Origin of the sequence: Ideonella aquatica (assembly GCF_018069755.1) — a bacterium.
In the GTDB taxonomy this organism is placed as follows: Bacteria; Pseudomonadota; Gammaproteobacteria; order Burkholderiales; family Burkholderiaceae_C; genus Ideonella; species Ideonella aquatica.
The window spans coordinates 326,531-340,565 of the sequence record NZ_JAGQDE010000001.1 but is presented as its reverse complement, the minus strand read 5'-3'; the positions used below and the strand labels follow the sequence as shown (position 1 = coordinate 340,565).

The window sequence follows — 14,035 nt, the reverse complement described above, 5'->3', positions numbered from 1 at the left end:
CAGATGGTCCTTGGCGCAAGCGCCCTCAACAGCGAGCATCGCCAGCAACGCGGCATCCTTGCGCGACAGCGCCAGCTCTTGCCCATCGGCGGACAGCAGCGAGGGACGCAGGCCCAGACGCAGACGGATGGGAGCGGATTCAGGTGGTGGGTTCATCGACAGGCAAGCGGTCACGACGGCACGCCGCGCCGGCTTTCGAAGTGTTACCGATTGCCCGACGTCTTGTTACCGAGATGTTACCGATCAGCGCCCCATCCGCGCCATCACCACACCCGCCGCCGCTGTGCGGGTTTCCACACCCAGCTTCTCAAAAACATGCTCGAGGTGCTTGTGAACGGTGCGCGGGCTGGTGCCCAGGATGTCGCCGATGTCGCGGTTGGTCTTGCCCTGGACCACCCAGTACAGCACCTCGCGCTCACGCGCGGTGAGCTGCGGAAAGGCCTGGGCCAGGGCCAGCATCAGCGCGGCCTCGCTGGCCTCGCGCAGCACCAGCAGCCATTCACCGTCGGTGCCGGGCGTGCCATCGTCCTCGCCCATCGGGTGCAGGGCCAGCGTCAAGCGGCCGCGCGGCGTTTGTAGCTGGCGCGTGGGCGCAGACGTGGCGGCCTCGGGCACCACCTCCTGCACCCAGGTCAGCAACGGGGCGGGCAGTTGCTCGTCGGGCACCTCGGGAAAGTGCTCGCGCAGCAGCTGGCGGGCCAGCGCGGTCTGCCACAGCCGGCGGCCGTCGCGCTGGCGCAGCACCAGCGTGGCGTGGCCGAAGGCGTCCAGCGCATTGCGCGCCTGCGCCTGGGCGCGGGCGGCACGCAGGTGGGCGGCAATGCGCGCCAGCACCTCGCGCGGGCGCAGCGGCTTGGTGACGTAGTCGATGCCGCCGGCGGCAAAGGCCTGCACCACATGCTCGGCATCGGTCAGGCCGGTCATGAAGACGATCGGGATGGCGGCGGTGGCCGGATCGGCCTTCAGGCGACGGGCCACCTCGAAGCCGTCCATGCCCGGCATCACCGCATCCAGCAACACCAGGTGCGGCCGGGCCTGGCGCGCACGCTCCAGCGCGGCCTCGCCGTGGGTGGCGACCAGCACCGTGTAGCCGGATTCATCCAATGCGTCGTGCAGCACGGCCAGGTTGTCGGGCACGTCGTCGACCACCAGCACCACGTCGGCGTCGCCAGCATCGAGCAGGTCGGTGGGCGACTCAGACGGCGGGCTCATTCAGGGCTTTCTTCAGGGTGTCGGCCAGCGCGTCGAGCTGGAAGCCGCGCGCCAGGCCGCGCAATCGTGCAATGAAGGCGGCGCTGTCCGCGTGCGCGGCCTCCAGGCGGTCGAGCTCCTGGGTGATGCCGCGCAGGTAGCCCAGGCCCACCAGCTCGTTCAGTCGCTGCAGCGCGGCAGCGGGCGGGGGTGTCTCGGGCGCCGGTGGCGGTGGCGCGGTAGGCGGCGGCGCGGCTATCCACTGCAGCTGCAGGCGCCGCTCCAGCCAGGCCAGCAGGTCGTCCAGTCGCACGGGCTTGACCAGGAAGTCCTCGGGCGGCAGGTCCACGTCGTGGTCCAGCGCGCGATCAAAGGCGTTGGCCGAGACCACCGCCAGCGGCGCCCGGCTCAGGCCCTGGGCGCGCAGGCGGCGGATGGTCTCCCAGCCGTCGATGCCGGGCATCGCCAGGTCCATGAAAATCGCGTCGGGCTTCAGTGAGGCCAGGCGCGCCAGGGCGGCCTCGCCGCTGCCGGCCGCCTCGATCGTGAAGCCCAGCGGTTGCAGCAGGTCGGCCAGCAGTTGGCGATCGGCCTCCTCGTTATCGACCACCAGCAGCGTGCGGCGCGGCCCGGCATAGCCGGCATGGCGAACGCGGCCCGCCGGTGCGCTGTGGGCACCGGCCACCTCTGGCAGGAAGAGCTTCAGGCGAAAGATGCTGCCCTGGCCGGGCGTGCTGTCCAGCGTCAGCTCGCCGCCCATCAGGCCGGTCAGCATGCGGCTGATCGTCAGGCCCAGGCCGGTGCCGCCGGCGGCGCTCCCACCGGCAGCGCTACCGCGCTCGAAGGGCTCGAAGACGCGCGCCACCTCGGCAGTGTCCATGCCCGGTCCGGTGTCCACCACCTCGAAGCGGGCCATCTGCCCGCTGTAGGCGGCGCGCAGCGTGACCTGGCCGTGGCGGGTGAACTTCACCGCGTTGCCCAGCAGGTTGATCAGGATCTGGCGCAGACGGCGCTCGTCGGCGCGCACCGCCTCAGGCAGGGCATCGACGCCGATGACGGCAAAGCCGATGCCCTTGGCCTGCGCCTGCTGCTCGAACAGCGTGACCAGCTCGCGGATGGCTTCGCGCAGCCGCATCGGGCGCACGTCCAGCCTCAGCTTGCCGCTCTCGATGCGAGCAATGTCCAGCGTGCCCTCGATCAGGCCCAGCAGGTGCTCGCCGCCGCGGCGGATGACCTCCACCGCCGGGCGGCGCTGCGCCGGGATGGCCGGGTCATCGCCCAGCAGCTGGGCGTAGCCGAGGATGCTGTTGAGCGGTGTGCGCAGCTCGTGGCTGACCGCCGTGATGTAGCGCGTCTTGGCCTGGTTGGCGGCATCGGCCAGGCGCTTGGCGGCCTGCAGCGCCAGGTCGGTCTGGCGGTGCGAGTCGATCTCGCGCACCAGCGCATCAGTCTGGCGCTCGGTCTCCTCCTGGGCCACGGCGCGGCTGCGTTGCGCCAGCACCAGCCACCAGGCCACCACCGCGGCCAGCAGCAGCATGGTCGCAAAGACCTGCCAGTAGCCGTCCTGCCCCGAGCGCGCCAGGCGCACCAGCAGTGCCGCCAGGCCGCCCAGCAGCGGCACCAGCACCGCCATCATCAGCAGGTACTGGCCCAGGCCGGTGTCGACCTGGCCGGCCCAGGCGCGCGGCAGCAGACGGCGCAGCGCACCGCGCCAGCGGCCCCAGACCGCGTCGCTGATGCGCGGTGTGGGCTTGCAGCGGTCCTGGCAGCGGGCATCGAGCGTGCAGCACAGCGAGCAGATCGGGCCGCCGTAGGCCGGGCAGCCGGCCATGTCGTCGGCCTCGTAGTCGCGCTCGCAGACCAGGCAGCGGTGCAGCGCGGCGCCCAGGTAGCGGCCGCCGTCTTCAGCCGGGTCGCGCGCCAGGTAGTAGCGGCCGCGCGTGGCCCAGGCGATGGCCGGCGCCGCGCAGAAGGCCGTGACCGCCGCCACCAGCGCCGAAAAGGCCTGCGCCAGCGGCCCGAAGGCGCCCAGGTGCGCCGCCATCGACAGCACCGAGGCCAGGCCCATCGCGCCCACACCCACCGGGTTGATGTCGTGCAGGTAGGCGCGGCGGAACTCGATGCCCTTGGGGCTCCAGCCCAGCGGCTTGTTGATCACCAGGTCGGCCACCACCGCCATCAGCCAGCTGATCGCCAGGTTGGCGAACAGGCCCAGCACCCGCTCCAGCGCCTGGAACACGCTGAGCTCCATCAGCATCAGCGCGATCAGCAGGTTGAACACCATCCACACCACCCGCCCCGGGTGGCTGTGGGTGGCGCGCGAGAAGAAGTTGGACCAGGCCAGCGAGCCGGCGTAGGCGTTGGTGACGTTGATCTTCAGCTGCGACACCACCACAAACACCGCGGTGGCCGCCACCGCCCAGTGGTAGTGACCCAGCACCTGCTCCCAGGCCAGCAGGTACATCTGGTTGGGATCGACGGCGCGGTCGGGCGGCACCATCTGCTGCAGCGCCAGCCAGGCCAGCAGCGCGCCGCCCAGCATCTTCAGCACGCCAGGAATCACCCAGCCCGGACCGCCGGCCGCCACCGCCAGCCACCAGCGGGCGCGCTGGCCCGGCCGGGGCTCGGGCATGAAGCGCAGGTAGTCGACCTGCTCGCCCATCTGGGTGATCAGCGCCATGCCCACTGTGGTGGCGGCACCAAAGGACAGCAGGTCAAAGCCCGCACCGCCGGACTGGCCTGAAAAACCCTGCAGACCCTGCCACCAGTCCGGGTGCGCCTGGAGGACGGCGATGTAGGGCAGCACCAGCATCGCCAGCCACAGTGGCTGCGTCCAGACCTGCAGCCTGGACAGCGCGGTGACGCCATACGCCACCAGCGGAATCACCACCAGCGCACAGAGCAGATAACCCCAGGCCGGCGGGATGTCGGCCACCAGCTCCAGCGCGTAGGCCATGATCGCCGCCTCGAGGGCGAAAAAGATGAAGGTGAAGCTGGCGTAGATCAGCGAGGTGACGGTGGAGCCCAGGTAGCCGAAACCGGCACCGCGGGTGAGCAGGTCCATGTCCACGCCATGGCGCGCCGCGTAGACGCTGATCGGCCAGCCGGCCAGGAAGATCGCCAGCCCGGTGGCCAGGATGGCCCAGAAGGCATTGACGAAGCCGTGCTGCACCAGCAGTGTCGCCCCCACCGCCTCCAGCACCAGGAAAGACGCGGCACCAAACGCGGTGTTGGCCACCCGCCAGGGACTCCATTTGCGGAACGAGCGCGGCGTGAAGCGCAGCGCATAGTCCTCCAGCGTCTCGCTGGCCACCCAGGCGTTGTAGTCGCGGCGGATCGGGATGACCTGCTGCGGGCGGGGGGCGACGGGCGGGGTGGCGGCATCCATGGCAAGCCCCGTCTGCCATCAAGAAACGCACCAGCCTGGACCGCCCGCTGGACAGATGGCATTGGCCTTGCTGCAATCGACGCTGTCGCCTGAACCACCGATGCCATGGACCTCACCCCCCGCGAGAAGGACAAGCTGCTGATCTTCACCGCCGCGCTGCTGGCCGAGCGCCGGCTGGCCCGCGGGCTGAAGCTCAATTACCCCGAGGCCGTGGCACTGATCACCGCGGCCATCCTGGAAGGCGCGCGCGACGGCCGCAGCGTGGCCGAGCTGATGAGCGCCGGCAAGACCGTGCTCAGCCGCGGCCAGGTGATGGACGGCGTGCCCGAGATGATCCCCGAGATCCAGGTCGAGGCCACCTTCCCTGACGGCACCAAGCTGGTGACCGTGCACCAACCCATTGCCTGATTGCACCAATCAGGTGCCACGGAGCCCCCGAATGATTCCAGGTGAACTGCTGACCGATCCCGGCGAGATCGACCTCAACCCCGGCCGCCGCACGCTGACGCTGGTGGTCGAGAACACTGGCGACCGCCCGATCCAGGTGGGCTCGCACTACCACTTCGCCGAGACCAACGGCGCGCTGCGCTTCGACCGCGCGGCAGCCCACGGCATGCGGCTGAACATCGCCAGCGGCACCGCGGTGCGCTTCGAGCCGGGCCAGCAGCGCACGGTGGAACTGGTGGACTACGCGGGCGACCGCGCGGTCTGGGGCTTCCGCGGTCTGGTGCAAGGAGCGCTGTGATGGTCAAGATGGACAAGCGCGCCTATGCCGAGATCTTTGGCCCCACCGTGGGCGACCGCCTGCGGCTGGCCGACACCGCGCTGGTGCTGGAGGTGGAGCAGGACCTGACGCTGCGTGCCGGCGGCTACGGCGAAGAGGTCAAGTTCGGCGGCGGCAAGACCGTGCGCGACGGCATGGGCCAGGGCCAGCGCATCAACGGCCCCGGCACTGGTGAGGCCATGGACTGCGTGATCACCAACGCCGTCATCCTGGACCACTGGGGCATCGTCAAGGCCGACATCGGCATCAAGGGCAGCCGCATCGCCGCGATCGGCAAGGCCGGCAACCCCGATGTGCAGCCGGGCGTGGACATCGTCATCGGCCCGGGCACCGAGATCATCGCCGGCGAGGGCATGATCGTCACCGCCGGTGGGATTGACACCCACATCCACTTCATCTGCCCGCAGCAGATCGAAGAAGCGCTGATGAGTGGTGTGACCACGATGATCGGCGGCGGCACCGGCCCGGCCACTGGCACCTTCGCCACCACCTGCACGCCCGGCCCCGAGAACATCGAGCGCATGCTGCTGGCCGCCGAGGCCTTCCCGATGAACCTGGGCTTCCTGGGCAAGGGCAACGCCAGCCGACCCGAGGCGCTGCGCCAACAGGTTGAGGCCGGCGCCATCGGCCTGAAGCTGCACGAGGACTGGGGCACCACGCCCGCCGCGATCGACTGCTGCCTGGGCGTGGCCGAGGAGACCGACACGCAGGTGGCCATCCACACCGACACGCTCAACGAGAGCGGCTTCGTGGAAGACACCATCGCCGCCTTCAAGGGCCGCACCATCCACAGCTTCCACACCGAGGGGGCCGGCGGCGGCCATGCGCCCGACATCATGCGTGTGGTGGGCGAGGCCAATGTGCTGCCCTCGTCCACCAACCCGACGCGCCCGTTCACGGTCAACACCATCGACGAGCACCTGGACATGCTGATGGTGTGCCACCACCTGGACGCCAGCATCGCCGAGGACCTGGCCTTCGCCGAGAGTCGCATCCGCCGCGAGACCATCGCCGCCGAGGACATCCTGCACGACCTGGGCGCGATCAGCCTGTTCAGCTCCGACAGCCAGGCCATGGGCCGGGTGGGCGAGGTGATCATCCGCTGCTGGCAGACCGCGCACAAGATGAAGCTCCAGCGCGGCCCGCTGGCCGAGCCCGGCCTGGCCGATGGCGCGCGCAACGACAACGGCCGCCTCAAGCGCTACGTGGCCAAGTACACGATCAACCCGGCGCTGGCGCATGGCATCTCCCACGAGGTGGGCTCGGTCGAAGTGGGCAAGTGGGCCGATCTGGTGTTCTGGCGCCCGGCCTTCTTCGGTGTCAAGCCCAGCCTGATCCTCAAGGGCGGCTTCATCGCCGCGGCGGCGATGGGCGACCCCAATGCCAGCATCCCCACGCCGCAGCCGGTGCACATGCGGCCGATGTTCGGGGCCTTTGGCGGCGCACTGGCGCGCGGCTCGATGAGCTTCGTCAGCCAGGCTGCGATGGCCGCCGGCCGCCCGGCCGCGCTGGGCCTGCGCCGCACGCTGGCCACGGTGCGCGGCTGCCGCACGGTGAAGAAGACCGACATGGTCCACAACGCCTACCTGCCCCACATGGCGATCGACCCGCAGACCTATGCCGTGCGCGCCGACGGCCAGTTGCTGAGCTGCGAGCCCGCCACTGAGCTGCCGATGGCGCAGCGCTACTTCCTCTTCTGAGCCGCCCCATGCCCCTGCTCCGCATCCGCCAGGACGACCTCAGCGACCCGCGCATCGAGGCCTTCATGAACGAGCACCTGGCCGACATGCACGCCACCTCGCCGCCCGAGAGCGTGCACGCGCTGGACATGGCCCAGCTGCGCCGCCCCGAGATCAGCTTCTTCACCGGCTGGTACGACACGCCCGCTGGGGATGAGCTGGTGGTGACCGGCGCGCTCAAGCGCCTGGACATGACGCGCGGCGAGCTCAAGTCCATGCGCTCGCGCGCCGATCTGCGCGGCCACGGCCTGGGTCGGCAGATGCTGCAGCACCTGATCGCCTTCGGCCGCAGCCTGGGCCTGCAGCAACTGCTGCTGGAGACTGGCACCGGCCCGTACTTCGAGCCCGCGCATGGCCTGTACCTGTCGGCCGGCTTTGTGGACTGCGGGCCCTTCGACGACTACACGCTGGACCCGTTCAGCCGCTACATGCAGCGCCACCTGTGAGCCCCGACGCCCGGCTCTACAGCCGCCGCCTGCCGCGCGGCACCCGTCTGGCCGCGCCCGTGCTGGCCCGTGCCGGCGTGCTGGCGCTGGACTGGGACACCCGCCAGAAAAGCCGCTTCGACGCGCACACCGCACAGGGCGAGCGCGTGCTGGTGGTGCTGCCGCGCGGCCAGGTGCTGCGCGGCGGCGATGTGCTGGTGGCCGAGGATGGCGTGCTGCTGCGCATCGAGGCCGCGCCGCAGCCGGTGATGCGCGTGCAGGTGCGTGAAGGCGGCACACCGTTTGACCTGCTGCGCGCCGCCTACCACCTGGGCAACCGCCATGTGCCGCTGGCACTCACCCCCGACGCCTTGCTCTTCGAGCCCGACCCCGTGCTGGCCGAGATGCTGGGTGGCCTGGGTCTGTCGGTGGCGTACTGCGAGGCGCCCTTCGAGCCCGAGGGCGGCGCTTACGGCGACCATGGCCATGACCACGACGGCCACAGCCACACCCATGGCGGTCACGGCCACCCCCACAGCCACTGATGCCTCGCGTCCGCCGCCCTGCCGCACCGCTGCCGGCGCCCACGCTGCTGCGCCTGATGTGGCTGGCCTCGCCTGCGCTGCCGGTGGGCGGCTTCAGCTACAGCGAGGGGCTGGAAGCCGCGGTCGAGTCGGGCTGGGTGCGCGACGAGACCGGCTGCCGCGCCTGGCTGCTGGACCAGTTGCAGCTGGTGATGGCGCGCAGCGAGCTGCCGGTGCTGGCGCAGGCCTTGCGCGCCTGGCGGCGCGGTGACCACACCCGCATCCATGAGCTGGCCGACTGGGTGCGCCTGACCCGCGAGTCGCACGAGTTCCGCCGCATGGGCGAGCAGATGGGCTACTCGCTCACCGAGTGGCTCAAGGCCCAGTACCCGGGCGATGCGCAGGTGGCGCTGCTGGCCGCGCTGAAACCCTCGCCCAGTTGGCCGATCGCCTTTGCGCTGGCGGCGCACAAGGCTGCCGCGCCGGAACGCGAGGCGCTGCTCGCCTTCGGCTTTGGCTGGACCGAGAACCTGGTGCAGGCCGCGCTGAAGGCGGTGCCGCTGGGCCAGGGCGCCGGCCAGCGTTTGCTGGGCGCGCTGGCCGATGCCTTGCCCGACGCGGTCGATCAGGCCCTGGCCCTGCCCGACAGCGGCCGCCAGGCGATGTCGCCGATGCTGGCCATTCTTTCCGCACAGCACGAGTCGCAGTACTCGCGCCTGTTCCGCTCCTGAAGGACGTCTCACCATGACCACCCCGCTGCACACCATCCCTGGCCGCACCAAGAAGCTCCCGCCGCTGCGCGTGGGCGTGGGCGGGCCGGTCGGGTCGGGCAAGACCACGCTGGTCGAGATGCTGTGCAAGACCATGCGCGAGCGCTGGGACCTGGTGGTGGTCACCAACGACATCTACACCAAGGAAGACCAGCGGCTGCTGACCGTGGCCGGCGCACTGGCGCCCGAGCGCATCGTCGGCGTCGAGACCGGCGGCTGCCCGCACACCGCGATCCGCGAGGATGCCTCGATCAACCTGGAAGCGGTGGACCGCATGCTGGGCAAGTTCCCCGATGCCGACATCGTCTTCATCGAGTCCGGCGGCGACAACCTGGCCGCCACCTTCAGCCCCGAGCTGAGCGACCTGACGATCTACGTGATCGACGTGGCCGGCGGCGAGAAGATTCCGCGCAAGGGCGGCCCCGGCATCACCAAGAGCGACCTGCTGGTGATCAACAAGACCGACCTGGCGCCGTATGTGGGCGCCGACCTGGAGGTGATGCGCGCCGACACCGCCCGCATGCGCCCCGCCCGGCCGTGGGTGATGACCAACCTCAAATCGCACGAAGGCCTGGGCACGGTGATCGAGTTCATCGAGCGCAAGGGCCTGCTGGCAGGCTGATCGGCGGTCCGCAAGCCCCCCTCTTGGGGGACCCCTCCGCCCCATTCAGCCTTGCGCACGGCGGCAGAATGCAGGGCACAGGCCCACGCCACGGGCCGCCATGGAGGACCCGAATGACACGATGGATTCCCGCCTTGCCCCGCCTGCTGGCCGTCGGCACGCTGCTGCTGGCCGGTCTGGCCCAGGCCCAGGACACGCCCCAGGTGGAGCAGTGCTCTCGCAAGCTGGGCGTGCTGGCGGTGGCCGAGCCGCAGCAGGGTTGGGGTTACCTCAGCCCGTATGGCCTGGGCTCGCCCGCGGCGCTGCTGCGCGGCATGGTGCAGCAGTCGGGCTGCTTTGATGTGGTCGAGCGCGGCGTCGCAATGCAGAACCTGCAGCAGGAACGCGCGCTGGCCGCGGGGGGTGACCTGCGCGCCGAGTCCAATGTCGGCAAGGGCCAGATGCAGGCCGCCGATTTCGTCATGACCCCGGCCGTGCAGATCGGCTCGTCCACCACTGGCGGCATCGGCGGTGCGCTGCTCGGCCAGCTGGGCGGCACGCTGGGGGCGCTGGCCGGCGGTCTGAAGTTCAAGGAGGCCATGACCAGCCTGCTGCTGGCGGATGTGCGCTCCAGCATCCAGGTGGCCTCGGCCGAAGGCAAGGCCACGCGCACCGATTTCGGCCTGGGTGGCTGGGCAGGCGCGGTGGCCGTGGGCGGCTACACCAGCACACCTGAGGGCAAGATGGTGGCCGCCGGCTTCCTGGACAACTACAACCGCATCGTGCGCCAGATCCGCGACAACCCGCAGCTGATCCGCACCTCCAGCGCCGCGGGTGACGCCAATGCGGCGGCCAGCACGCGCGCCGAGTCGCCGCAGGCCGCCGGTCAGCTGCTGGTGGCCAAGATCGCCAACGTCAAGGTCTTTGACCAACCCTCGCGCGACGGCAAGGTGGTGGCCACGCTGACCAAAGCCGACGAGCTGATCGCCAGCGGCGAGGCGAAGAACGGCTTCATCTACGTGGATTCGGCCAACTTCAGCGGCTGGGTGCAGCGCACGCTGGTGGGGCCGGGCAGCGGCGCTGCGGCCGTGCCTGCCCCCGCCCCGGCCCCATTGCCGTTGACTTCCGGCGGCGGCAACGTCGGCACCGCTGCGTTTGCGGGCACCTACAGCGGCAGCTTCGGCGGCGCTGAAAGCGGCACTTTCCTGGTCCAGGTGTCGCCCGGTGGGCAGATCAGCGGCAGCGGTCAATCCAGCACCACCGGCGCCTTCAGCGTCAGCGGCCGCGTGGACGGCAGCGGTCGTGCCACGATGAGCACCAGCGGCCAGGCGGGCTCAGCGGTGTTCAGCGGCGTGTTCAGCCCGGGCCGCGGCACGGTCACCGGCCAGTGGAACTACGCCGGCCGACCGCAGGGCGGCCAGTTCAGCGGTCAGCGGCAGTGACCGGTCCGGCCAGAGCCTCGCGCGCCAGTCGCGCGGCCTCGCCGGGTTGGTCCACGCCCAGGTAGGCGCACAGGCGCAGCAGCGCCTGGGTCCACTCGGTGCTGTTCAAACCCAGGCGCTCCGCAATCGCCGGCGACGGCTCGCCATCGGCCAGCCACAGCAGCAACTCGGCCGAACGCACGTCGATCGGCGCAAAGGCCACCAGCAATGACGACAGGCGCGCGTCGTCGGCCTCGTCGCGCAGCACCAGCAACCATTGGTCGGGACTCTCGGCCTCCAGGTGCAGCATGAAGTGCAGGCGGCGGGTGCCGCGCAGCACGGTCAGCGGGCGCGGCTCGGCACCGATCGACTGGCGCAGCGCTTCGCGCGTGGCCCACGCGGCCACCTCGGCCGGCACCGCCACCTCGGGCAGGCCGGCAAAGTAGTCGCCCAACAGGCGGCGCGCCAGCGGGCTTTGCCACAGGCGCCGGCCACTGCGCGCCTGCAGCACCATCAGCGCATGGCCAAAGGCGTCCATGGCGCGGGGCGTGGGCTGGCGTGACAGGTCGGACATGCGCCTGGGTTATCAAGAACTGCGCCAGCCGCGCGCCGGTCTTTCGCCCCGCCGCGGTGCGCGCCGTGACGCGGCCACGCGGTCACCACGCCACAGCCCGGGAAAACCCCGGCAGACGCACCAAGCACGGTCGCTACCATCCATGGAAACGTTTACACCACCCCCATCGCCGCCCATCGTGCACCGTGACAGCGCACTCTGACCCGCTCCGCTTTCCGCCTGGCTTTGTCTGGGGCGCGGCCACCGCCGCCTACCAGGTCGAGGGCTCGCCGTTGGCTGACGGTGCGGGACCCAGCATCTGGCACCGTTTCAGCCACACGCCTGGCCGCGTGCGCGATGGCGACACCGGCGACATCGCCTGCGACCACTACCGCCGCTACCCCGAGGACATTGCGCTGATGCGCTCGCTGGGCCTGCAGTCCTACCGCTTCAGCATCGCCTGGTCGCGCGTGCTGCCGGAAGGCCGCGGCCGCATCAACCAGGCCGGCCTGGACCACTACAGCCGCGTGGTCGATGCACTGCTGGCCGCCGGCATCGCGCCCAACATCACGCTCTACCACTGGGACCTTCCGGCTGCGCTGGACGACCGCGGCGGCTGGCTGAACCCCGACATCGCCGACTGGTTTGCCGACTACGCCACGCTGATGTTCCGCACCCTGGGCGACCGGGTGCCGATGTGGAGCACGCTCAACGAGCCCTGGGTGGTCGCCGACGGGGGCTATATGCACGGCGTGCTGGCGCCAGGCCACCGCAGCGCCTTTGAGGCCGCGATCGCGGCGCACCACCTGTTGCTGGCCCATGGCCGCGGTGTACAGGCTTTCCGCGCCAGCGGCGCCCGCGGCCAGATCGGCCTGGTGGTCAACCTCGAGCCCAAGTACCCGGCCAGCCACAGCCCGGCCGACCTGGCCGCCACGCTGCGTGCCGAGGCTTACATGAACCGCCAGTACCTGGACCCGGTCTTCCGCGGCACCCACGCCGAGGAACTGGCCGAGGTCTTCGGCGAGGCCTGGCCCGCACCGCGCCCGGCCGATCAGATGGCGCTGATCCGCGAGCCGATCGACTGGCTGGGCGTCAACTACTACACCCGCAGCGTGGTGCGCGCCGATGAATCGGCCTGGCCGCAACGCGCCAGCGCGGTGCCGCAGCGCGGCGCCCTGCACACCGAAACCGCCTGGGAGGTCTACCCGCGCGGTCTGACCGACACGCTGACCTGGGTGAAGAACCGCTACGGCCAGCTGCCGATCTACATCACCGAGAACGGCTCGGCCTTCTTCGATCCCCCCAGCGCCGAGGTTGACCCGTTGCCCGACCCGCTGCGCACCCAGACCCTGCACAAGCACCTGACCGCGGTCCATGCGGCCATCAGCGCCGGTGTCGATGTGCGCGGCTACTACGCCTGGTCGCTGCTCGACAACCTGGAGTGGGCGCACGGCTACAGCAAGCGCTTCGGCCTGCTGCATGTGGACTACGCCACCCAGCGCCGCACCCGCAAGGCCAGCGCGCTGGCCTATGCCGCGGTGATCGCCGCCAACGCCTTGTGAGGAGCCCGCCATGGCCGTGACCATCAAGGATGTCGCCCGCGAAGCCCAGGTCTCGGTGGCCACGGTCTCACGCGCGCTCAACGGCCATCCCAGCGTCACGCCCGAAACCCGCGCGCGCATCCACAAGGTGGCCGCCGAGCTGCGCTTCACGCCCTCCAGCGCCGCACGCAGCCTGATCACCCGCCGCACCCACACGATCGGCGCGCTGCTGCCCGACCTGCACGGCGAGTATTTCTCCGAGCTGATCCGCGGCATCGACCTGGCCGCCCGCGCGCGCGGCCTGCACCTGCTGCTGTCGAGCTCGCACGGCGACATGCAGGAGGCCGCTGCCGCGCTGCGCGCCATGCATGGCCGGGTGGACGGCCTGCTGCTGATGTCGCCGCAGGGCGATGGCCGGCTGCTGGAGGCCAGTCTGGCGCCCGGTCTCCCAGCGGTGCTGATCAACACCCGCGCCGGCGAGCAGAAGCTGGCCGCCTATGAGGTGGACAACCGCGGCGGCGCCCGCGCGATGGTGCGCCACCTGGCCGCGGCCGGCCACCGCCACATCGCCTTCATCGCCGGCCCCGAGCACAACCACGAGGCCGCCGAGCGCCTGGCCGGCTACCGCGAAGCCCTGGCCAAGGAACTGCCCGGCGCGGCCGAGCAGGTGCTGCCCGGTGACTTCACCGAAGAAGCCGGTCGCCGCGCCGGCCACTTGCTGGCCGCGCTGTCGGCGCGCCCTTCGGCCGTGTTTGCCGCCAACGACATGATGGCTCTGGGCTGCCTGGGGGCGCTGCGCGAGGCCGGGCTGAAGGTGCCGCAGGACATCGCGCTCGCCGGCTTTGACGACGTGCCGATCGCCCGCTACGTGCAACCCGCGCTGACCACCGTGCGCGTGCCCATCGTCGAGCTGGGCACGCTGGCGCTGGAGGCGCTGGCCGCGGCCATCGAGTCGCCCGACAAGCCGGTGCCACCGCGCCAGACGCTGCGCGCCGAGCTGGTGGTTCGCCAGAGCTGCCACACCCCCTCTCCCGTCGCCGGGCGCCGCACAGGCGCCCCGTCGGTCGGCCCGTCCGGGCCGCACTGACGCCTTCTCTC

The 14,035-nt window shown here is 70.9% G+C and carries 13 protein-coding genes; 10 read left to right on the top strand and 3 right to left on the bottom strand.

Going from position 1 to position 14,035, the window contains the following annotated elements:
* Positions 1-243: 243 nt before the first annotated feature.
* On the bottom strand, positions 244-1,212 hold the full coding sequence (locus KAK06_RS01545; RefSeq protein ID WP_210799959.1) for a response regulator transcription factor: 969 nt from the start codon (positions 1,210-1,212) through the stop codon (positions 244-246).
* Entirely contained in the window at positions 1,196-4,579 is a 3,384-nt protein-coding gene (locus KAK06_RS01540) for an ATP-binding protein (protein WP_210799957.1), read from the bottom strand. Before KAK06_RS01540 ends, KAK06_RS01545 begins: the two co-directional genes overlap by 17 nt.
* Before the next feature lie 105 nt (positions 4,580-4,684).
* Between KAK06_RS01540 and KAK06_RS01535 the strand changes: the two genes are divergently transcribed.
* The 8 genes from KAK06_RS01535 (at position 4,685) to KAK06_RS01500 (ending at position 10,864) form a co-directional block, all read left to right on the top strand.
* Complete coding sequence (locus tag KAK06_RS01535) at positions 4,685-4,987, top strand: urease subunit gamma (protein WP_210799956.1); 303 nt, start codon at positions 4,685-4,687, stop codon at positions 4,985-4,987.
* Between the two features lie 31 nt (positions 4,988-5,018).
* Positions 5,019-5,324 carry an urease subunit beta gene (locus KAK06_RS01530; protein WP_210799954.1) on the top strand — a complete coding sequence of 102 codons (306 nt, stop codon included), beginning with the start codon at positions 5,019-5,021 and terminating at the stop codon, positions 5,322-5,324.
* Entirely contained in the window at positions 5,324-7,063 is a 1,740-nt protein-coding gene (ureC, locus tag KAK06_RS01525) for an urease subunit alpha (RefSeq protein WP_210799953.1), read from the top strand. Before KAK06_RS01530 ends, ureC begins: the two co-directional genes overlap by 1 nt.
* A gap of 8 nt (positions 7,064-7,071) precedes the next feature.
* Positions 7,072-7,548 (top strand): GNAT family N-acetyltransferase, encoded by a 477-nt coding sequence (locus tag KAK06_RS01520; RefSeq protein ID WP_210799951.1) that lies wholly within the window; start codon positions 7,072-7,074, stop codon positions 7,546-7,548.
* Positions 7,545-8,072 (top strand): urease accessory protein UreE, encoded by a 528-nt coding sequence (ureE, locus tag KAK06_RS01515; protein ID WP_210799949.1) that lies wholly within the window; start codon positions 7,545-7,547, stop codon positions 8,070-8,072. Before KAK06_RS01520 ends, ureE begins: the two co-directional genes overlap by 4 nt.
* The gene (locus KAK06_RS01510) at positions 8,072-8,782 is read left to right on the top strand and encodes an urease accessory protein UreF (protein WP_210799948.1); all 711 of its coding nucleotides are present in this window, start codon (positions 8,072-8,074) and stop codon (positions 8,780-8,782) included. The genes ureE and KAK06_RS01510 overlap by 1 nt, the downstream gene beginning before the upstream one ends.
* Positions 8,783-8,795: 13 nt before the next feature.
* The gene (gene ureG / locus KAK06_RS01505; protein ID WP_210799946.1) at positions 8,796-9,443 is read left to right on the top strand and encodes an urease accessory protein UreG; all 648 of its coding nucleotides are present in this window, start codon (positions 8,796-8,798) and stop codon (positions 9,441-9,443) included.
* Between the two features lie 113 nt (positions 9,444-9,556).
* Positions 9,557-10,864, top strand: a complete 1,308-nt coding sequence (locus KAK06_RS01500) for a CsgG/HfaB family protein (RefSeq protein WP_210799944.1) — start codon at positions 9,557-9,559, stop codon at positions 10,862-10,864.
* Here the strand turns inward: KAK06_RS01500 and KAK06_RS01495 are convergent.
* The gene (locus KAK06_RS01495; RefSeq protein WP_210799943.1) at positions 10,845-11,417 is read right to left on the bottom strand and encodes a hypothetical protein; all 573 of its coding nucleotides are present in this window, start codon (positions 11,415-11,417) and stop codon (positions 10,845-10,847) included. The genes KAK06_RS01500 and KAK06_RS01495 overlap by 20 nt on opposite strands.
* A gap of 185 nt (positions 11,418-11,602) precedes the next feature.
* Here KAK06_RS01495 and KAK06_RS01490 point away from each other — a divergent pair, with 185 nt between their 5' ends.
* Complete coding sequence (locus tag KAK06_RS01490; protein ID WP_210799941.1) at positions 11,603-12,958, top strand: GH1 family beta-glucosidase; 1,356 nt, start codon at positions 11,603-11,605, stop codon at positions 12,956-12,958.
* Between the two features lie 10 nt (positions 12,959-12,968).
* A complete protein-coding gene (locus KAK06_RS01485) occupies positions 12,969-14,024 on the top strand; it encodes a LacI family DNA-binding transcriptional regulator (protein WP_210799940.1) in 1,056 nt (351 codons plus the stop codon).
* The last annotated feature ends 11 nt before the right edge of the window (positions 14,025-14,035 follow it).